This window comes from Amycolatopsis sp. NPDC114503 (assembly GCF_055633655.1).
Map to the genome: position 1 here is coordinate 239,936 of NZ_JBVKDT010000006.1, position 18,841 is coordinate 258,776.

At 68.2% G+C, this 18,841-nt stretch carries 17 protein-coding genes; 6 read left to right on the forward strand and 11 right to left on the reverse strand.

Going from position 1 to position 18,841, the window contains the following annotated elements:
• Nucleotides 1–20: 20 nt before the first annotated feature.
• Genes ACZ7OI_RS26570 through kdpF form a run of 6 tightly spaced genes read right to left on the reverse strand, consistent with a single transcriptional unit; the run spans nt 21 to nt 7,747 of the window.
• Nucleotides 21–719 carry a response regulator gene (locus ACZ7OI_RS26570; protein WP_470266883.1) on the reverse strand — a complete coding sequence of 233 codons (699 nt, stop codon included), beginning with the start codon at nt 717–719 and terminating at the stop codon, nt 21–23.
• A complete protein-coding gene (locus tag ACZ7OI_RS26575) occupies nt 716–3,274 on the reverse strand; it encodes a DUF4118 domain-containing protein (RefSeq protein ID WP_470266884.1) in 2,559 nt (852 codons plus the stop codon). The genes ACZ7OI_RS26570 and ACZ7OI_RS26575 overlap by 4 nt, the downstream gene beginning before the upstream one ends.
• Before the next feature lie 5 nt (nt 3,275–3,279).
• On the reverse strand, nt 3,280–3,891 hold the full coding sequence (locus ACZ7OI_RS26580; protein ID WP_470266885.1) for a potassium-transporting ATPase subunit C: 612 nt from the start codon (nt 3,889–3,891) through the stop codon (nt 3,280–3,282).
• A gap of 1 nt (nt 3,892) precedes the next feature.
• On the reverse strand, nt 3,893–5,986 hold the full coding sequence (gene kdpB, locus ACZ7OI_RS26585; RefSeq protein ID WP_470266886.1) for a potassium-transporting ATPase subunit KdpB: 2,094 nt from the start codon (nt 5,984–5,986) through the stop codon (nt 3,893–3,895).
• Complete coding sequence (gene kdpA / locus ACZ7OI_RS26590; protein WP_470266887.1) at nt 5,983–7,644, reverse strand: potassium-transporting ATPase subunit KdpA; 1,662 nt, start codon at nt 7,642–7,644, stop codon at nt 5,983–5,985. Before kdpA ends, kdpB begins: the two co-directional genes overlap by 4 nt.
• A 1-nt stretch (nt 7,645) precedes the next feature.
• Nucleotides 7,646–7,747 carry a K(+)-transporting ATPase subunit F gene (gene kdpF, locus ACZ7OI_RS26595; protein ID WP_037358287.1) on the reverse strand — a complete coding sequence of 34 codons (102 nt, stop codon included), beginning with the start codon at nt 7,745–7,747 and terminating at the stop codon, nt 7,646–7,648.
• A 432-nt stretch (nt 7,748–8,179) separates the two neighbouring features.
• On the opposite strand from kdpF, the gene asnB reads away from it, so the two are divergent.
• On the forward strand, nt 8,180–10,021 hold the full coding sequence (gene asnB, locus ACZ7OI_RS26600) for an asparagine synthase (glutamine-hydrolyzing) (RefSeq protein ID WP_470266888.1): 1,842 nt from the start codon (nt 8,180–8,182) through the stop codon (nt 10,019–10,021).
• 68 nt (nt 10,022–10,089) lie between these two features.
• On the opposite strand, the gene ACZ7OI_RS26605 is transcribed toward asnB, so the two are convergent.
• Both ACZ7OI_RS26605 and ACZ7OI_RS26610 read right to left on the reverse strand, forming a co-directional pair.
• A complete protein-coding gene (locus tag ACZ7OI_RS26605; RefSeq protein ID WP_470266889.1) occupies nt 10,090–10,593 on the reverse strand; it encodes a GNAT family N-acetyltransferase in 504 nt (167 codons plus the stop codon).
• Between the two features lie 53 nt (nt 10,594–10,646).
• Entirely contained in the window at nt 10,647–11,306 is a 660-nt protein-coding gene (locus tag ACZ7OI_RS26610; RefSeq protein ID WP_470266890.1) for an SDR family NAD(P)-dependent oxidoreductase, read from the reverse strand.
• Nucleotides 11,307–11,367: 61 nt separating this feature from the next.
• On the opposite strand from ACZ7OI_RS26610, the gene ACZ7OI_RS26615 reads away from it, so the two are divergent.
• Nucleotides 11,368–11,964, forward strand: coding sequence for a TetR/AcrR family transcriptional regulator (locus tag ACZ7OI_RS26615; protein ID WP_470266891.1), 597 nt, complete (start codon nt 11,368–11,370; stop codon nt 11,962–11,964).
• Nucleotides 11,965–12,164: 200 nt separating this feature from the next.
• Here ACZ7OI_RS26615 and ACZ7OI_RS26620 read toward each other — a convergent pair whose 3' ends face one another.
• Both ACZ7OI_RS26620 and ACZ7OI_RS26625 read right to left on the reverse strand, forming a co-directional pair.
• Entirely contained in the window at nt 12,165–13,166 is a 1,002-nt protein-coding gene (locus ACZ7OI_RS26620) for a Gfo/Idh/MocA family protein (protein WP_470266892.1), read from the reverse strand.
• A complete protein-coding gene (locus ACZ7OI_RS26625; RefSeq protein ID WP_470266893.1) occupies nt 13,163–14,173 on the reverse strand; it encodes a LacI family DNA-binding transcriptional regulator in 1,011 nt (336 codons plus the stop codon). Before ACZ7OI_RS26625 ends, ACZ7OI_RS26620 begins: the two co-directional genes overlap by 4 nt.
• Before the next feature lie 108 nt (nt 14,174–14,281).
• Between ACZ7OI_RS26625 and ACZ7OI_RS26630 the strand changes: the two genes are divergently transcribed.
• From ACZ7OI_RS26630 to ACZ7OI_RS26645, 4 genes are read left to right on the forward strand one after another with little or no spacing between them, the layout of a single operon-like run.
• Nucleotides 14,282–15,154 carry a sugar phosphate isomerase/epimerase family protein gene (locus ACZ7OI_RS26630; protein WP_470266894.1) on the forward strand — a complete coding sequence of 291 codons (873 nt, stop codon included), beginning with the start codon at nt 14,282–14,284 and terminating at the stop codon, nt 15,152–15,154.
• A 29-nt stretch (nt 15,155–15,183) separates the two neighbouring features.
• Entirely contained in the window at nt 15,184–16,185 is a 1,002-nt protein-coding gene (locus ACZ7OI_RS26635; protein WP_470266895.1) for a sugar ABC transporter substrate-binding protein, read from the forward strand.
• Nucleotides 16,182–17,210 carry an ABC transporter permease gene (locus ACZ7OI_RS26640; protein ID WP_470266896.1) on the forward strand — a complete coding sequence of 343 codons (1,029 nt, stop codon included), beginning with the start codon at nt 16,182–16,184 and terminating at the stop codon, nt 17,208–17,210. Before ACZ7OI_RS26635 ends, ACZ7OI_RS26640 begins: the two co-directional genes overlap by 4 nt.
• Nucleotides 17,207–17,983 (forward strand): ATP-binding cassette domain-containing protein, encoded by a 777-nt coding sequence (locus ACZ7OI_RS26645; RefSeq protein WP_470266897.1) that lies wholly within the window; start codon nt 17,207–17,209, stop codon nt 17,981–17,983. The genes ACZ7OI_RS26640 and ACZ7OI_RS26645 overlap by 4 nt, the downstream gene beginning before the upstream one ends.
• Before the next feature lies 1 nt (nt 17,984).
• Here the strand turns inward: ACZ7OI_RS26645 and ACZ7OI_RS26650 are convergent, their stop codons facing one another.
• On the reverse strand, nt 17,985–18,800 hold the full coding sequence (locus ACZ7OI_RS26650; protein ID WP_470266898.1) for an alpha/beta fold hydrolase: 816 nt from the start codon (nt 18,798–18,800) through the stop codon (nt 17,985–17,987).
• Nucleotides 18,801–18,841 lie beyond the last annotated feature (41 nt).

Here is an 18,841-nt window from a genome sequence, read left to right on the forward strand (position 1 = left end):
ATCCGCTTTCCGGCCAGAGGTCAGGCCTCGAAGCGGTACCCCATCCCCGGCTCAGTCAGCAAATGCCGCGGCCGGGAAGGCTCCGGCTCCAGCTTCCGCCGCAACTGCGCCAGATACACCCGCAGATAATGGGATTCCGTCTCATACGACGGTCCCCACACCTCGTGCAGCAACTGTTTCTGCGCCACCAGCCGCCCCCGGTTGCGGACCAGGAGTTCCAGCACTCCCCATTCCGTCTTCGTCAGGTGCACCTCCCGGCCCTCGCGCAGCACCTTCTTCGCCGCCAGGTCGATCGTGAACGATCCGGTGTCCACCACGGCTTCCGCGCCGTCCGGACCCACCACCGACGAGCGCCGCACCGCGGCACGCAGCCGGGCGAGCAGTTCGTCCATTCCGAACGGTTTCGTCACGTAATCGTCGGCACCGGCGTCGAGCGCTTGCACCTTGTCCGCCGAATCGCCGCGCGCGGACAGCACGATGATCGGCACCGTGGTCCAGCCGCGCAGGCCCGCGATCACCTCGGTGCCGTCGAGGTCGGGCAGGCCGAGGTCGAGCACCACCACGTCCGGCTTCGTTTCGGCGACCGCTTTCAGCGCGGCGGTGCCGTCGTGTGCGGTGATCACCTTGTACCCGCGTGCGTTGAGGTTGATCCGCAGCGCCCGCACGATCTGCGGTTCGTCGTCGACGACCAGCACCGTCGCCGTTTGGTCGGCAGTCATCGCGCCACGCCCTCCTCAGCCGGTTCAGCTTCCACGAGTTCCCGCCCGGTACAGGCCGGCAGCGAGATCACCACCGTCAACCCTCCGCCCGGAGTGTCCTCGGCGCGAACCGTACCGCCCATCGCCTCGGTGAACCCCTTCGCGACGGACAGCCCCAGCCCGACGCCCGGCGTCGAGTCCCGGTCCCCGCCCAGTCGCTGGAAGGGCGCGAAAGCGGACTCCGCCGCGCCCTTCCGCAGACCCTTGCCGTGATCCACGATCCGCAGCTCCACGAATTCCGAATGCGCGCTCGCCCGTGCCGAAACGTCGCCGCCGCCATGCCGGAGTGCGTTGTCGAGCACGTTCGCGATCACCCGTTCCAGCAAGCCGGGATCCGCTTGCACGGAAGGCAACCGTGCGTCCACGAATACCTGAACCCCTTGCGTGTTGTCTACATTGGACAACGCGTGGGCGACCACCTCGTCGTAGCCGACCGGCCGCAGATGCGGGGTGACCGCGCCGGTCGCCAGCCGTGAAGAGTCGAGGAGGTTGTCGATCAGCCCGGCGAGCCGGTCCGCCGAAAGCTCGACGGCTTCCATCAGTTCCTCAGTGTCCTCATCGGACAGCGACAGGTCCGGCGCGCGCAGGCTGCCGATCGCCGCCTTGATGGACGTAAGGGGCGTCCGCAGGTCGTGTCCGACTGCGGACAGCAGCGTCGTGCGCAGTTCGGTCGCCTCGGCTTTTCGTTCCGCGGCTGCCGCAGCTGCCGCCATCCGCTGTTGCCGCAAGGCGAGTAACGCTTGTCCCGCAACGGCTTCCAGCACTCGACGGTCCGCTGCGGGCAAGGCGCGACCGCGCAGCGTCAGGTGCACGTCGGCGGTCACCGCAATGTCCACATCGGCCTCATCCGGGTCAGCGCACGGCTCCCCGCCGGACAGCGCGACCTTGTCCCACTTGCCATTGCGTTTCTCCAGCAGCGTCACGGAAGTGAGGCCGAAGTTCTCCCGCACCTTCTCCAGCAACCGCTCGATCGGGTTCGGATTGGTCAGCACCGTGCGCGCATAAGACGCCAGCAACGACGCCTCCGTCCGAGCCCGCGCCGCCGCCACCCCCCGTCGAGCAGCGGAAGCGACGACCAGCGCCACCATCACCGCCACCACGACCATCGCGATCAGCGTGACGACGTTCTGCGGGCTGTGCACATCCAGCGTGTACAGCGGCGGTGTGAAGAAGAAGTTCAACAGCCCAGCACCGAAGATCGCAGCGACCAAAGCCGGGCCGAGCCCGCCCACCAGCGCGACGATGACTGTGGCCAGCACGAAGAGGATCACGTCGGTGGAGAACTCGACCGCGTCGCGCAACAGCACGCCGAGACCGGTCGCGACCACGGGCGCCACGATGCTCAGCACCCAGCCCATCACCAGCCGCGAAGGCGCCAGCGGGCTCGTGCCCAGCCGCGCCCGCAGCCGTCCGCCGGCGTAGGAGTGCGTGACCATGTGCACGTCGATCGGCCCGGACTGCTGGATCACCGTCGCGCCGATGCCCTCGTCGAAGAGCCGCGCGACCCGGGACCGCCGCGACGTGCCGATCACCAGCTGGGTCGCGTTGACCCCGCGCGCGAAGTCGAGCAACGCGGTCGGCACGTCGTCGCCGACCACGGCGTGGAAGGTCGCGCCGACCTCCTCGGCCAGCGTGCGGCAGCGGGCCATCGCGGTCGGCCCGAGCCCGGCGAGACCGTCGCCGCGCAGAATGTGCACGACCTGCAGTTCCGCGCCCGCCCGGGTGGCGATCCGGCTGGCGCGCCGGATCAGCGTCTCGCTTTCCGGCCCGCCGGTGATCGACACGACCACCCGTTCGCGGGTTTCCCACGTATCGGTGATCTTCTGCTCGGCGCGGTACCGCTGCAGCGCGACGTCGACCTGGTCGGCCACCCACAGCAGCGCCAGCTCGCGCAGCGCGGTGAGGTTGCCGGGCCGGAAGTAGTTGCCCAGCGCGGCGTCGATGCGCTCGGCCGGGTAGACGTTGCCGTGCGCGAGCCGCCGCCGCAGCGCCTCCGGCGTGATGTCCACCAGCTCCAGCTGCTCCGCGCGGCGCACGACCTCGTCCGGCACGGTTTCCTGCTGGGTGACGCCGGTGATCCGCTCGACGACGTCGTTGAGGCTCTGCAGGTGCTGGACGTTGACCGTGGACAGCACGTCGATGCCCGCTTCGAGCAGCTCGTCGATGTCCTGCCAGCGTTTCTCGTGCCGCCCGCCGGGCACGTTCGTGTGCGCCAGCTCGTCCACGACGACGACCTCGGGCGCGCGGGCGAGCACCGCGTCGAGGTCCATTTCGGCGAACTCGTGCTCGCGATGGCTGACCGTGCGCCGCGGCACGACCTCCAGCCCGTCGAGCAGGTCGGCGGTCTTCTTGCGGCCGTGCGTCTCGACCAGGCCGACGACCACGTCGGTGCCGCGGTCGAGGCGGCGGCGCGCTTCGCCCAGCATGGCGAAGGTCTTGCCGACGCCCGGAGCCGCGCCGAGGTAGATCCGCAGTTCGCCTCGGCGCGGCTTCGGGGGTGTGTCAGAGGTGCTCACAGTGTTCAGTGTGCGCCAGGAGCGGCCGAATGCACGGCAAGGTTGAGCCGAAGCACATTCACACCCGGCACGCCGATTCCGTTGCCGGTGGTGTTGTCCGCGACCAGCTGCCGCACCTTCTCCTCGCTCAGCCCGGTGTTGCGCGCCACCCGAAGCACCTGCAGGTTGGCGTAGGCGACGCTGATCGCCGGGTCGAGGCCCGAGGCAGAGGCGGTCACCGCGTCCGCGGGCACCTCCGCCGGGGTGACGCCCTCGCGCTGGGCGATCAAAGCCCGCCGCTGCGCGATGGCCTTGGTCAGATCCTCGTTGTACGGCCCCTTGTTGGACGGCCCCGACGTCGACGGGTCGCCCGGCCCGAGCACGTCCTTCGAGCTGGCGGAGGGCCGGTTGTGGAACCACGGGTCGTGCGCGGCGTCTGCGGGCACCGGGTCGATGCCGATCAGCGACGAGCCGACGGCCTGGCCGTTCTGCGTCACCACCGAGCCCTCGGCGTGCCCCTGGAGGCCGGGGATGCGGGACACCGCCCACACCCCGAGCGGGTAAACAATGCCGAGCAGCACGGTCATCGCGATGAGCAGGCGCAGGCCCGCCCAGGTCTGCTTGAGCAAGACGTTCATGTCAGCCAATCCCTGGAATGTGACGCACGATCAGGTCGATCACCCAGATCCCGAGGAACGGGCTCACGATCCCGCCGAGGCCGTAGACGAGCAGGTTGCGGCGCAGCAGCGCGGACGCCGACGACGGCCGGTACCGGACGCCGCGCAGGGCGAGCGGGATCAGCGCGACGATGATCAGCGCGTTGAAGATCACCGCGGAGAGGATCGCCGACTTCGGCGTCGACAGGTGCATGATGTTCAGCGCGCCGAGCTGGGCGAAGATGCTGGTGAACATCGCGGGCAGGATGGCGAAGTACTTCGCCAGGTCGTTCGCCACGCTGAACGTGGTGAGCGCGCCGCGGGTGATCAGCAGCTGCTTGCCGATGCCGACGATCTCGATCAGCTTCGTCGGGTTCGAGTCGAGGTCGACCATGTTGCCGGCCTCCTTGGCCGCCATGGTCCCGGTGTTCATCGCCACGCCGACGTCGGACTGCGCGAGCGCGGGCGCGTCGTTCGTGCCGTCGCCGGTCATCGCGACGAGACGGCCGCCCTCCTGCTCCTTTTTGATGAGCGCCATCTTGTCCTCGGGCTTGGCCTCGGCGAGATAGTCGTCGACGCCCGCGTCCTGCGCGATAGCCTTCGCGGTGAGCGGGTTGTCCCCGGTGATCATCACCGTCTTGATGCCCATCGAGCGCAGTTCCTCGAAGCGCTCCTTCATGCCCGGCTTCACCACGTCCGACAGCCGGATCACGCCGCGCACGAACGCCGTGCCGCCCGCCGCTTCGGCGACTACCAGCGGGGTTCCGCCCTGCTGGCTGATCTCATCCACGACGCGTTCGGTCTCGTCCGGCACGTCGCCGCCGCGCTCGCGGACCCACTGGCGTACCGCCGAAGTCGCGCCCTTGCGGACCTCGCGGCCATCAAGGTCGACGCCGCTCATCCGAGTCTGCGCGGTGAACGGCACGAACTCCGCGAGCTTCTCGCTGTCGTCGGCCGCGCCGGGCAGACCGTGCTGCTCGGCGATCAGCTCGACAATGCTGCGGCCTTCCGGCGTGCCGTCGGCGAGGCTGGACAGCCGGGCCGCGCGCGCCAGGTCGTCCATAGTGGACTTGCCGACCGGGATCAGCTCGGTCGCGCGCCGGTTGCCGAAGGTGATCGTTCCGGTCTTGTCCAGCAGCAGCGTCGACACGTCTCCGGCGGCTTCGACCGCACGACCGGAGGTGGCGAGGACGTTGCGCTGCACCAACCGGTCCATCCCGGCGATGCCGATCGCGCTCAGCAGCGCGCCGATCGTCGTCGGGATCAGGCAGACCAGCAACGCGGTCAGCACGATCACCGACTGCTCGCTGCCGGAGTAGGCGGCCATCGGCTGCAGCGCCACGACGGCGAGCAGGAAGATGATGGTCAGCGTGGACAGCAGGATGGTCAGCGCGATCTCGTTCGGCGTCTTCTGCCGGGAAGCGCCTTCCACCAACGCGATCATCCGGTCCACAAAGGACTCTCCGGGCTTGGTGCTGATCCGCACCACGATCCGGTCGCTCAGCACCGTGGTGCCGCCGGTGACCGCCGACCGGTCGCCGCCGGACTCGCGGATCACCGGAGCGGATTCACCGGTGATGGCCGATTCGTCCACCGTGGCGATGCCTTCGACGACGTCGCCGTCTCCCGGGATCACCTGTCCGGCCTCGACCACCACCCGGTCGCCGATGCGCAGGTCCACTCCGGGCACCTGCTCCTCGGAGCCGTCCTCGGTGAGCCGCCGCGCGACGGTTTCCTTTTTGGTCCGCCGCAACGATTCCGCCTGCGCCTTGCCGCGCCCTTCGGCGACGGCCTCGGCCAGGTTCGCGAACACGACGGTGAACCACAGCCACACCGCGATGAGAATGGAGAAGACGCTCGGGTCGGTGACCGCGAAGACGGTGGTCAGGACCGAACCGGCCCACACCACGAACATCACCGGATTTTTGAGCTGATGCTTCGGGTGCAGTTTGCGCAGCGCGTCCGGCATGGACGACCACAGCTGCTTCGGGCTGAAGACGCCCGCTCCGACGCGTCCGGCGTTTTCTACGTGATGCTGCGTCTCCTCTTCAGGAGTCCGCTCTTGGGTGATGGTCATGCCAATGCCTCTGCAATCGGCCCCAGCGCGAGCGCCGGGATAAACGTGAGGGCCGCGACGAGGACGACAGTGCCGGTCAGCAACGTCCCGAACAGCGGCCCAGTGGTGGGCAGCGTGCCCGCGGTTTCGGGGACCTTCCTCTGCGAGGCAAGCGAACCCGCCAGGCAGAGCACCGCGACGATGGGCACGAACCGGCCGATCAGCATCGCCACCGAAAGCGACGCCTGGAACCAGTCGCTGGTCGCGGTGAGACCGCCGAACGCACTGCCGTTGTTGTTGCCGGCGGACGCGTAGCCGTAAAGGACTTCCGACAGTCCATGCGAACCCGAGTTGCCGAGCGCGTCACGCGTAGCCGGGATCATCAGGGCGATGCCGGAGCCGAGCAGAACCACGGTGGGCATCGCCAGCATCGCGATCGCCGCGCTGGTGACCTCGCGCTTGCCGAGCTTCTTGCCCAGGTACTCCGGCGTGCGCCCGACCATCAAGCCCGCCAGGAACATCGCGATGACAGCCATCACGAGAATGCCGTACATCCCGGTGCCGACGCCGCCCGGCGAAATCTCGCCGAAGAGCATGTTCAGCATCGTGCCGCCGCCGCCAAGGCCGGACAGGCTGTCGTGCGCGCCGTTGACCGCGCCGGTCGAAGTGCCGGTGGTGGTGTCGGCGAACAACGACGTGCCGCCGATCCCGAACCGCACTTCCTTGCCTTCGAGGTTCGCCCCCGCGGCGAGAGCCGAGGGGCTGTTCGTGCGCGACTCGGACGTCCAGATCACCGCGAGCATCGCGGCCCACAGACCGGCCATCACCGACAGCAGGACGTAGCCCTGCTTGCGGTTGCCCACCAGCTGCCCGAAGGCGCGGGTGAGGCTGACCGGGATCACGAGGATCAGGAACATCTCGATGACGTTGGTCCAGACGTTCGGGTTCTCGAACGGGTGCGCGGAGTTGGCGTTGAAGATGCCGCCGCCGTTCGTGCCGAGTTCCTTGATCGCCTCCTGGCTCGCCGCCGGAGCCAGCGCGATCGTGCTGGTGCTGCCGTCCGGGTTCGTCACCGCGACGCCGGAACGGAGGCTCTGCACCACGCCGAGCGCCACGAGGACGAGCGCGAAAATGAACGCCATCGGCAGCAATACGCGGATCGTGCCGCGCGTCAGGTCGACCCAGAAGTTGCCGAGCCGGTCGGTGCGCGAGCGGATGAACCCGCGCGTCACCGCGATCGCCACGGCCAGCCCGACGCCCGCGGACAGGAAGTTCTGCACCGTCAGCCCGGTCATCTGGACGAAGTGGCCCATGGTCGATTCGGGTGTGTAGGACTGCCAGTTCGTGTTGGTCACGAAGGAAACCGCGGTGTTGAACGCGACGGCGGGCGACACCGGGCCGCGGCCGAAGTTCCACGGCAGGATCGATTGCAGGCGCTGCAGCAGGTACAGCAGGATCACCGAGACGAACGAGAAGCCGAGCACGCCCGAGGCGTAGGTCTTCCAATGCTGTTCGGTGTTCGGGTCGACCCGGACGATCTTGTACAGGGCCTTCTCGACCCGCAGGTGCTTCTCGCTGGAGAAGACGCGGGCGAGGTAGTCGCCGAGGGGTTTGTAGACCACCGCGAGGGCGACCAGGAGCACGCCGGCTTGCAGGAAGCCGGCCGCGACGTCACTCATCTCAGAATTTCTCCGGCCTCACGAGGGCGACGAACAGGTAGCCGAGAAGGCCGAGCGCCAGCAGTCCGCCGACGATGTTGGCCACGGTGCCCGCGCCGCTCACAGCTTCTCCAGCCCGCGCAGGACACCGGCGAGCACCACGAAAACGCCGATGAGCAATAGGGCGTACAGCAAATCCGCCACGAGGCACCTCTCAGAAAGGGTCACCCGGCACGGGCGACCGTCGGTCGAGTGCCACTGTGCGGCCGTCGCGGAGGGTGAGCACCCGCGTCTGACGCCTCCTTGACGCGGTGACCTGGGGGCGTTTACGCGATCTTGACGGCCGGTGACCCGTGCCACTACGTCAAGCGCCATCCGGGCGAGCGGGGGCAGGTGACGGTCCGTAGTTGGTGGGTGACTTGCGGCACAACGCGTAGCGGATCAAGGACAGAGAGTGCAATTCGGGCAGACAAAGCTCGGGGGTCCGTGTTACACCTGAGTAACCAATAGTTGTATCAACTAACTAACTAAACCCCTACCTTCCAGGAGGTCTCGTATGTGCGGAATCGCGGGCTGGGTTTCCTACGACACCGATCTCACCCAGCAGCAAGAGATCGCGGACGCGATGACCGAGACCATGGCCTGCCGAGGACCCGACGACCGGGGCACGTGGGTCCGCCGTTCGGTCGCGCTGGGTCATCGCCGGCTCGCCATCATCGACCTGCCGGGCGGGCGGCAGCCGATGAGCGTCAAGACGCCGAACGGCGAGGTCGCGATGGTCTACAGCGGCGAGGCGTACAACTTCTCCGAACTTCGTGAAGAACTCACCAAACTCGGCCACCGCTGGGAGACCGACAGCGACACCGAGGTCGTGCTGCACGGCTACCTGCAGTGGGGCACCGAGGTCGTGGACCACCTCAACGGCATGTACGCGTTCGCGATCTGGGACGAGCGCGACCAGAAGCTCGTGATGATCCGCGACCGGATGGGCATCAAGCCGTTCTACTACTACCCCACCCGCGACGGCGTCCTGTTCGGCTCCGAGCCGAAGGCGATCCTGGCGAACCCGTTGGCGCGCAAGGTGGTCGACAGCGACGGCCTGCGCGAGCTGATGGGCTTCACGAAGCGGCCGGGGTGGTCGCTGTGGAAGGGCATGTACGAGGTCGACCCGGCCACCGTCGTGACCGTGACCCGCGAGGGCATCAACACCCGCACCTACTGGAAGCTCGACGCGAAGCAGCACACCGACGACCAGGAGACGACGGTCGCGCGCGTGCGCGAACTGATGACCGACATCGTCCACCGGCAGCTGGTCGCCGACGTCCCGCGCTGCGTGCTGCTGTCCGGCGGCCTCGACTCGAGCGCGGTCACCGGTCTCGCCGCCGCCCGGCTGTCCGAGCAGGGCGAGCAGCTGCGCACCTTCTCGGTCGACTTTTTCGGGCAGGAGGAGAACTTCCAGCCCGACGAGATGCGCGACACCCCGGACTCGCCCTACATCCGCGACGTCGCCAAGCTCGTCGGTTCCGCGCACCAGGACGTGATGCTGAACCCGGCCGACCTGAGCGACCCCGAGGTCCGCCGCAAGGTGCTGCGCGCCCGCGACATCCCGTCCGGGCTCGGCGACATGGACACGTCGTTGTACTTGCTGTTCAAGGCGATCCGCGGCGAATCGACGGTCGCGCTGTCCGGCGAATCGGCCGACGAGGTGTTCGGCGGGTACCGCTGGTTCCACGACGAGGCGGCGGTCAACGCCGACACCTTCCCGTGGCTGGCGTTCCGCAACAGCCTGATGGAGGACCGGGGTTCGCTGCTCGAACCAGGTCTCGCGAAGAAGCTGGACCTGGATTCCTACATCGCCGACCAGTACCGGACCGCGGTGTCCGAAGTGGACCTCCTGGACGGCGAATCCGAGCGGGAGTCCCGGATGCGGGTCATCTGCCACCTGCACCTGACGCGTTTCGTGCGGCAGCTGCTCGACCGCAAGGACCGGATGTCGATGGCGGTGGGCCTTGAAGTGCGCGTGCCGTTCTGCGACCACCGGCTCGTGGAGTACGTCTACAACACGCCGTGGTCGTTGAAGACCTACGACGGCCGGGAAAAGAGCCTGCTGCGGCACGCGACCAAGCACGTGCTGCCCGCGTCGGTGCGGGACCGGGTGAAGAGCCCGTATCCGTCCACTCAGGACCCGGGGTACGCGATCGCGCTGCAGCAGCAGATCAAGGAAGCCTTGGCGCAGAAGGACAACCCGGTGTTCCAGATGGTCGGCCGGGAGTGGCTGCAGCAGTCGGCGGAAACCGATCCGGCGGCGATCAGCCAGGCGCAGCGCGTCGGCATGGACCGGGCGCTGGACCTGCACCACTGGTTCGACATGTACTCGCCGGAACTGGAACTCGACTGACCCCTGGCTCCTCGTCCGTGAAGGGCCCCTTAGGGAATCTGATTCCCCCAAGGGGCCCTTCACGGACCTCAGAAGTCGAGATGCGCGTCGATCTCCGTGCCGCGGACGTCGAGTTCCGCGCCGGTTCCGCTCAGCAGCCGCCGGGCCGCCGCATTGTCCACAGTGGTCGTCGCGACGAACTTCGCCGCGCCGCCGTCGCGCGCGGCGTCCAGCAGCACCGCGGTCACCTTGCGGCCGATCCCGCGTCCGCGCGCCGAACGGCCGAGCCACACCCCGGCCTCGACCTCCAGCGCGGACCGCCCGGACACCGGCCGCAGCCGGGCCGCCCCGCAGACCCGGCCGTCGACCTCCACGACCCACGTCGTCTCGATCGCCGTGTCCGGGTTGAGGGATCGTCGGCGGTGAAACGCGAGAAACGCTTCGCGGCGGGCTTCGTTCCAGCCGGCGGGTCCTTCCACCGGCGGCATGACCTCGGTCGGTTCGGCGTCGGCCACCGCGGCTTCGAGAAGCCGCTCGAGCCCCGCCTCGTCGAGCGGGATCAGCACGATCTCGGATTCTCCGGATCCAGGCACGCCCCGCAGCTTGGCATGCGAAGCCGCTGCGCGCTACCCGATCGGCCCAGTCGTTACCAGGGAACCGGCTTGCCGAAGCGGTCGAGGAACTGCAGCCCCGACTCGCCTGCCTGGGCTTCCAGGACGTCGACGACCGCGGGAATGCTCTCCTCGGGCAGCAACGGCGCGTCCGGCCCGCCGAGCCGCGTCCGGTTGTGCCCGGGGTCGACGAGCAGTTTGGTCCGCCCGTCGCCCTCGTGGCGGGTGGCGTAGCTGCGCATGAGCTGGTTGAGCGCGGCCTTGCTCGCCTTGTACAGCTCGTATCCGGGTTCGACGTTCATCGAGATGCTGCCCTGCTCGGACGACATCACCGCGACCGTGCCGCCGGGCGCGACCAGATCGTGCAGTCCTTCGAGGACTCTCAAGGGGCTCAACGCGTTGGTGATCATCACTTCGGTGAACATCGCCGTCGGCACCTCGCTGATCGGCAGGTTCCCTTGATTGATCGCCGCGTTCACGAAAAGCAGGTCGAGCGGACCGTCCACTCTGTCGCGCAGCGCGGCGATCTGTGCGTCGTCGGTCATCTCGAGCTGCTCGGTCCGCATCCCCTCGAGCGGCACCGCACCGTCGCGAGTGGTCGCGACGACCTCCCACCCGCGCCGGTCCAGTTCGGTGACCAGCACCAATCCCAGCCCCCGCGAAGCTCCGACCACCAATGCCCGGCGTCCGGCCATGGCCCCTCCTTTGTCTAGACGAGACGTCACGTCTAGACAGTAGCACGGTAAGGTGTCCGGTATGCCCGCAGTGAATTCCCAGCCCCGCAGGGCACGCTCCGGCAACCGGCGTGACGAGGCCGCGCGGTTGGCTGTCCTCCACGCCGCCGACGACCTGCTGGTCGAGCACGGCTTCAGCGCGCTGACCGTCGAGGCGATCGCGCGCCGGGCAGGCGTCGCGAAGCAGACGATCTACCGCTGGTGGCCGTCCAAGGTCGAAATCCTGCTGGACACGCTGATCGAGGACACCGCGAAACGCCTGCCAGTGCCGACGGAACTGCCGACGGCGGACAGCATCCGCGCGTACCTGCGCGATTTCGCGGATTTCCTCACCGAAGACCCGGCGGGGAAATGTCTTCTCACGTTGCTGGCCGAGGCGCAGCACGACGTGGGGACGGCGGCTCGGTTCCATGAGCGTTACTTGGAACCGCGCCAGATCGCCGAACGCGAGATGCTGACGACGGCCACCGAGGCGGGCGAGATTTCTCCGGTTTTCGATCCGGAGGCCACAATGGACGCTCTGCTCGGGCCGATTGTCTACGGTGCGCTGACGGGTGCTGTGGTGACGCGGGATCTGGTGGATACGTTGGCGGAGAAGCTTCTTCGCCCGCGGGGCTGAGTTAACCGGCGGATTCCGACATTTAGATGAACTTGCCGGGTTCCCGAGGGCGGTGCCGCAGTCGAAGGAGGCGCGGGCGACGTCGCCGATTCGCTGCCCGGCCGTTATCCCCCGGCCCGGAAAGCCGCCCAGCGAGGGAAACAGCCGAAACGTTCAGCCGGTTCAAGCTCAAAGAGCTGAAACGGGCGGTCAAACGCGACCTACCGCCGCACCTCGGCAACCCGCACCGGGCGGTTCTCCCGCCTCGAGACCTCGCACGCCTCCGCGACGTAGAACGCCTCCAACGCATCCCCCGCTCCCGCCGGCGACGGGATCTGCCCGGCCGCCACGTCCAGGAACGCGTGCAGTTCAGCGGCATAAGCCGTCCGGAACCGTTCCATGAAGCCCGGATACGCCGGTCCCGGCAACGGCCCGACACCGGGTTCCACCGACCGCAGCGGGGCCTGGTCGTCGAGTCCTACCACGACATTCCCCGCCGAGCCGAGGGCTTCGAAGCGCACGTCGTAGCCCGCGCCGTTGTAGCGCGTCAGCGAGACCGTCGCGAGGGTTCCGTCGTCCAGAGTCATCGCGACCGCCGCCGTGTCGACGTCTCCGGCGTCGGCGAAGAACCGCTCGCCTTTGTTGCGCCCCAAGGCGAATACTTCCTCGACCTCCCGCCCGGTCACCCAGCGGAGGATGTCGAAGTCGTGCACCCCGCAGTCCCGGAACAGGCCGCCGGAATGCGCGACGTAAGCCGCGGGCGGCGGGGCTGGGTCCAAAGTGGTCGCTCGGACACTGTGCAGCCAGCCCAGTTCCCCGCTCTCCACCGCGGCGCGCGCGGCCTGGTAGCCCGCGTCGAACCGGCGCTGGAAGCCGATCTGCACCGGAACGTCGGAGTCCGCGATCCGGTCGATCACCGCCAGCGTGCCGGGGATGTCGGCGGCGACCGGCTTTTCGCAGAACACCGGCACCCGTGCGTCGACCGCCTGGATGATCAGCTCCGGATGCGCGTCCGTGGCCGCCGCGATGACCAGACCGTCGAGATCAGCCCGGAACAGTGCGTCGATTCCCTCAGCCGCCTCGACACCGAGCCGGGCGGCGACCTCCCGCGCTCGCGCCCGATCCACATCCGCGACGACCACCGACGTGACTTCATCGAAGCCCGCGAGCGTTTCCGCGTGCGCGGCGCCGATCCGCCCGGCTCCTGCCAGTCCCAACCTCATCGCTGTGCCTCCCCTGAGTTCGGCCCCGTGGTCTCCCGAACGACCAGGGACGGATGAAGCAGATGCCGCACCGGTTCAGTGCGTTCACCCCGTACCCGTTCCAATAGCGCGTCGAAGGCCAGCCTCGCCATTTCCGCGCGCGGCTGGTCCACTGTGGTCAGTGAGATGTGCCGGAGGGAAGCCAGCGACGTGTTGTCGTAGCCGACCACCGAAACGTCCTCCGGCACCCGCAGGCCGTGTTCTTCGAGCGCCGAGATGGCACCGACTGCGTTGAAGTCGTTTCCTGCCAGCAATGCCGTCGGCACCGGAGAATACGAAGACAACAGCTCCTGCACGGCTTTTTCACCCGCGGTGTCGGTGTGCTCGCTGCGCACCACGATCGGCTGCAGGCCGTGTGCCTGCATCGCCTGCCGGAAACCTCGACGCCGCGCCGCGGCACCGGCCGCTCCCCCGCCGTCGAGGTGCGCGATCCGGCGATGCCCCAGCCGTACCAAATGGTCGACGGCCAACGCCGCACCAGCCTCGCCGTCGTCGTTCACCGTATCCACAGTGGACAATCGAGAAGTTCGTGATACCAACACTACCGGACACTGCCGTGCCGCCGCTTCGATCGCGGCGGCCGGAACCACCGGCGACAACAGCACCACGCCAGCGGGACGGAACGACAGGAGACTCCGCAGCGCCGCGCCTTCCCTCGAAGGCATCCGGCCGCCGGTGTTGAGGATCAAATCGAAACCGGCCGCCTGGGCCGCCGCGTCCAGCCCTTCCACGACATCGGCGAAGAACGCGTTGCGCAGGTCGTTCACCATCACGCCGAGCACCGTCGACGTCCGGCTCGCCAGCGATCGTGCCATCACGTGCGGCGAATAGCCCAGCTCCTCAGCCGCTTTCCGCACCGCCGCGCGCCGCTGCGCCGAAACGTTCGGCGCGTTGCGCATCACGAGCGAAACCAGCGCCCGGGAGACCCCGGCGCGCGCGGCGACGTCCTCCATGGTGGGCTTCCCCATGCGAAAACCTCCCCGGAGAAGCGCTTGACGCGACGGGTCGGACGCTACAAGCTTAGAGCGCTCTAATCAAGGGCACGCAAGCACAGTCCCCCGACCGGAGAGGGTTCCATGACCGCGAAAATCCGCGTCGCCGCCGCCCCGATCTCGTGGGGAGTGTGCGAGGTGCCCGGCTGGGGCCGAGTGCTCGACGCCCCCGTCGTGCTCAGCGAAATGACCGGACTGGGCGTCACCGCAACGGAATTGGGCCCGCCCGGCTACCTGCCCCGCGAACCGGCCGAGCTGAAGGCCCTCCTGGCAAGGCATCAGCTCGAACTCGTCGGCGGCTTCCTGGCCGTGCCGCTGCACGAGAATCCGGAAGCGGCCGTCGCGGAAGCGGAAGACTCAGCGGCGCTCTTCGCGGCCTGCGGCGGCGGAATGCTCGTCCTCGCCGCCGCAACCGGCCTCGACGGTTACGACAAACGGCCCACCCTTACCGACGCCGAATGGTCCACTTTGGTCCGCACAGCGGGCAAGATCCGTGACACAGCGGCGAAACACGGCCTCCGCACCGTCCTGCACCCGCACGTCGGCACGCACGTGGAGACCGAAGCGGAGGTCGAATGTTTCCTCGCCGACTCGGATCTCCAGCTCTGCCTGGACACCGGCCACCTCCTGATCGGCGGCACCGACCCGGTCGCGCTCGCGCGACGGCATCCCGAGCGGATCGGGCATCTGCACCTCAAGGACGTCCGCGGCGAACTGGCCGAAGCCGTCCGCACCGGAAAGCTCCAGTACACCGAAGCCGTCGGCAAAGGTCTCTACGTGCCGCTCGGCGAAGGCGACGTGGACATCGAAGCCATGGTCCGCTCCGTCGCCGAAGCGGGCTACGACGGCTGGTACGTGCTGGAACAGGACACCGCGCTGAGCGAGGACAGCCCGGCGGACCGTCCCGGTCAAGACGTCGCGACCAGCCTCTCGTACCTGCGGGAAATCACCGGCTGACCGTGAAAACCAAGCGAGGAGAGACAACGATGTCCCATCGCTGGGGGCGCACCCGGCGCTCCGGCCGCGCGGTGGCGAGCCTGCTGGCCGCGGGCTTGCTGCTGACGGCGTGCACCGGTCCGGCCGCCGAGCCGAAGACGACCGCGCCCGCCGCCGCGCCGACGCCATCCGGGCCGTTGAAGGTTTCGGTCATCACGCACGGCACCGCGGGCGACGCGTTCTGGAACGTGGTGAAAAACGGTGCCGAACAAGCGGGCAAAGACCTTGGCGTGCAAGTCGAATACACCTCGGACGGCGATCCGGGCGCGCAGGCGAAGCTGATCGACAACGCAGTCGCGCAGCAGACCGGCGGGCTCGTGGTGTCGATGGCGAACCCGGAGGCGCTGCGCCCGTCCATCGAGGCCGCGGTACGCACCGGGATCCCGGTGATCACCATCAACTCCGGCGAAGACAAGAGCGCGGCGTACGGTGCGCTCACGCACGTCGGGCAGAACGAGTCGATCGCCGGTCAGGAAGCCGGGAAGAAGTTCAAAGACCTCGGCAAGCACAAGCTGTTGTGCGTGATTCACGAAGCCGGGAACGTCGGACAGGCGCAGCGTTGCGACGGCGCGAAGACCGGGTTCGCCGGCACCGTGCAGACGCTGCAGGTCGATATCTCCAACCCGACCGACGCCGAATCGCGCATCCGCGGCGCGGTGCAGACCGACTCGTCGATCGACGCGGTCCTCACGCTGAACTCGCAGGTCGCCGCCCGTGCGGTGAGCGCGATCAAGTCGGTGAACTCGAAGGCGCAGGTCGCCACGTTCGACCTCAACTCCGACGTCGTGGCCGCGATCAAGGCGGGCGACGTGCTGTTCGCGGTCGACCAGCAGCAATACGAACAGGGCTATCTCCCGGTGCAGTTCCTGAAGCTGTACCGGGACAACGCGAACGTCGTCGGCGGCGGCAAACCGGTGCTCACCGGACCCGACCTGGTCGACAAATCCACAGTGGACAAGGTCGGCCAGTACGTGCAAAGGGGCACCCGATGACGACCCTCGACGAACGCCTGGCGAAGCCGCGGCTGACCGACCGGCTGGTGGTGCGCCCGGAGATCGGTGCGCTGCTCGGCGCGGTCGTGGTGTTCCTCTTCTTCACCTTCGCGACCGACAAGTTCTTCAGCGCCAGCGGAGCCGCGACCTGGCTGGACGACGCGGCGACGCTGGGCATCATGGCGGTGGCGGTGTCGCTGCTGATGGTCGGCGGCGAGTTCGACCTGTCCGCGGGCGTGATGACCGCCTCGACGTCGCTGGTCACCGCCATCCTCGCCACCCAGGCAGGGTGGAACGTGTGGCTCGCGCTGCTCGTCTCGCTGGTGTTCGCGCTGACGGTCGGCGCGTTCAACGGCTGGCTCGTGATGAAGACCGGCTTGCCCAGCTTCATCGTCACCCTCGGCACTTTCCTTGCCCTGCAAGGCTTGAACCTCGGCGTGACGCGACTGGTCACCGGTACCGTCCAGGTCTCGGGCATGCGCTCGACCGACGGCTACGCGTCCGCCGGTTTCGTCTTCGCTTCCACAGTGGACATCGGCGGCACGCCGTTCCAGATCTCCATCGTCTGGTGGCTCGGCGCGATCGCGGCGGCCGCGTGGCTGCTCATGCGGACGCGCTTCGGCAACTGGATCTTCGCGGTCGGCGGATCGGCGGGAAGCGCGCGTGCGGTCGGAGTTCCGGTCGTACGCACCAAAATCCTGCTGTTCATGGGCACCGCGCTGGCCGGCTGGCTCGTCGGTTCGATCAACATCCTGCGCTTCGCGAGCGTTCAGGCGAATCAGGGCATCGGACTGGAATTCCAGTACATCATCGCCGCGGTGATCGGGGGCTGCCTGCTGACCGGCGGGTTCGGCTCGGCCGTCGGCGCGGCGATCGGCGCGCTGATCTTCGGCATGGCGCGCCAGGGCATCGTGTTCGCCGGATGGGACAACGACTGGTTCATGCTGTTCCTCGGGATCATGCTGCTGGCGGCGGTCCTGGTCAACAACGCATTGCGGCGGCGCGCGGAAAGGGTCCGGCGATGAACGCTCTCCTCGAAGTCAAGGACGTCGGCAAGCGTTACGGCACCGTGGTCGCGCTGCGCGAAGTGTCCACAGTGGTCAATGCGGGCGAAGTCACCTGCGTGCTCGGCGACAACGGCGCGGGAAAGTCCACTTTGATCAAGATCCTCGCCGGGGTGCACCAGCACGACGAAGGCGAGTTCCTCGTCGAAGGCGCGCCGGTGCGGTTCTCCTCGCCAAGGGAGGCTCTGGATCGCGGAATCGCCACGGTGTATCAGGATCTCGCGGTGGTGCCGCTGATGAGCGTGTGGCGCAACTTCTTCCTCGGCTCGGAACCGACCGTCGGCTTCGGCCCGTTCCGCGCCCTGGACCGCCGCAAAGGCCGGGAACTGACGAAGAAAGCCCTCGCCGACCTGGGCATCGACCTGCGAGACGTCGAACAGCCTGTCGGCACGCTGTCCGGCGGCGAACGGCAGTGCGTGGCGATCGCCCGGGCGATCCACTTCGGCGCGAAGGTACTGATCCTGGACGAGCCGACGGCCGCGCTGGGCGTGAAGCAGGCCGGGGTGGTGCTGAAGTACGTGGCCCAGGCCCGCGACCGGGGCCTGGGCGTCGTCCTGATCACGCACAACCCGCACCACGCGTACCCAGTGGCCGACCGCTTCCTGCTCCTCAAACGCGGCGCGGCCCTCGGGTCCTACGAGAAGGCGGAGATCGAACTGCCCGAGCTGACCCGGCAAATGGCCGGCGGCGCGGAGCTGGAAGCGCTGGAACACGAACTGCGGCAGGCGGAATAGCTCACACGACTCTTTCCAGCCAAGGCCGCACCACCGGCAGCACTGCGGCCGCCTGCATCGCGCTCATGTGGTCCAGCCCGTCAAGCACCTCGACGGTCCACCCCCGCGTCTCCAGCTCAGCCCGCTCGCGCAACAGCGGCCCAGCGATGTCGACGGTCACCCCGCCCCACCGCTCGCTGTACACGATCCGATCCTCCGACCCCGCGAAACACAACCGAGGGCACGACAGCTCGACCGCCTGGTCGTCAAAGTCCTGCAACGCCTCATACAACGTCACGAACTGCTTCGTCTGCCCCGTGGACAACGTGACGTCCACCGAATCCCAATCCCCCGGCTCAGCTTTAGTTTCAGCCGACGGGCCAGCAAGCGCCATCTCGTGCGTCGCCCGGGTCACCGCGAGCATTGCCGCATACGGCCCGTCCAGCGGCGGATACCCGCCCATCGCCAACGCGTCCAGCCGATCCGTGCGCAACGCCAGCTGCAGCCCGGACAACGCCAGCCACGAGTAGCCGTAGTACGAAAACCGATCCGCCCCGACCGCGTCCGCCACCGCCAGGAAATCGGCCGCGACGACGTCCGGCGTCAGGTCGGCCGGATGCGCCATCCGGTGCCCCTGGTAGTCGAAGGCCACCACCCGGAACCCGGCGAATCCCTCGATCAGCGAACGGCCCAGCTCCGGATCGGCGCCCCACTGCCGGGCCGCCTCGGCCTCCGGTCCCTCGGCAGGCCGGGGGTCGACCGGGAGCAGCAGCACCGGCCCGTCCCCGCGCACCTGCGCTTCGATCCGCGTTCCGTCGTGCAGAGTCGCTTCAGCCATCTCATCTCTTTACGTCGTATAGTATCGCCGGACGCGAGGGT

What these genes read in the sequence shown, in the direction of transcription:
- ACZ7OI_RS26570 (WP_470266883.1), bottom strand. Translation starts at nt 719, where the DNA reads ATGACTGCCGACCAAACGGCGACGGTGCTGGTCGTCGACGACGAACCG.
- ACZ7OI_RS26580 (WP_470266885.1), bottom strand. Translation starts at nt 3,891, where the DNA reads ATGAACGTCTTGCTCAAGCAGACCTGGGCGGGCCTGCGCCTGCTCATC.
- kdpB (WP_470266886.1), bottom strand. Translation starts at nt 5,986, where the DNA reads ATGACCATCACCCAAGAGCGGACTCCTGAAGAGGAGACGCAGCATCAC.
- kdpA (WP_470266887.1), bottom strand. Translation starts at nt 7,644, where the DNA reads ATGAGTGACGTCGCGGCCGGCTTCCTGCAAGCCGGCGTGCTCCTGGTC.
- asnB (WP_470266888.1), top strand. Translation starts at nt 8,180, where the DNA reads ATGTGCGGAATCGCGGGCTGGGTTTCCTACGACACCGATCTCACCCAG.
- ACZ7OI_RS26610 (WP_470266890.1), bottom strand. Translation starts at nt 11,306, where the DNA reads ATGGCCGGACGCCGGGCATTGGTGGTCGGAGCTTCGCGGGGGCTGGGA.
- ACZ7OI_RS26615 (WP_470266891.1), top strand. Translation starts at nt 11,368, where the DNA reads ATGCCCGCAGTGAATTCCCAGCCCCGCAGGGCACGCTCCGGCAACCGG.
- ACZ7OI_RS26620 (WP_470266892.1), bottom strand. Translation starts at nt 13,166, where the DNA reads ATGAGGTTGGGACTGGCAGGAGCCGGGCGGATCGGCGCCGCGCACGCG.
- ACZ7OI_RS26625 (WP_470266893.1), bottom strand. Translation starts at nt 14,173, where the DNA reads ATGGGGAAGCCCACCATGGAGGACGTCGCCGCGCGCGCCGGGGTCTCC.
- ACZ7OI_RS26630 (WP_470266894.1), top strand. Translation starts at nt 14,282, where the DNA reads ATGACCGCGAAAATCCGCGTCGCCGCCGCCCCGATCTCGTGGGGAGTG.
- ACZ7OI_RS26635 (WP_470266895.1), top strand. Translation starts at nt 15,184, where the DNA reads ATGTCCCATCGCTGGGGGCGCACCCGGCGCTCCGGCCGCGCGGTGGCG.
- ACZ7OI_RS26640 (WP_470266896.1), top strand. Translation starts at nt 16,182, where the DNA reads ATGACGACCCTCGACGAACGCCTGGCGAAGCCGCGGCTGACCGACCGG.
- ACZ7OI_RS26645 (WP_470266897.1), top strand. Translation starts at nt 17,207, where the DNA reads ATGAACGCTCTCCTCGAAGTCAAGGACGTCGGCAAGCGTTACGGCACC.
- ACZ7OI_RS26650 (WP_470266898.1), bottom strand. Translation starts at nt 18,800, where the DNA reads ATGGCTGAAGCGACTCTGCACGACGGAACGCGGATCGAAGCGCAGGTG.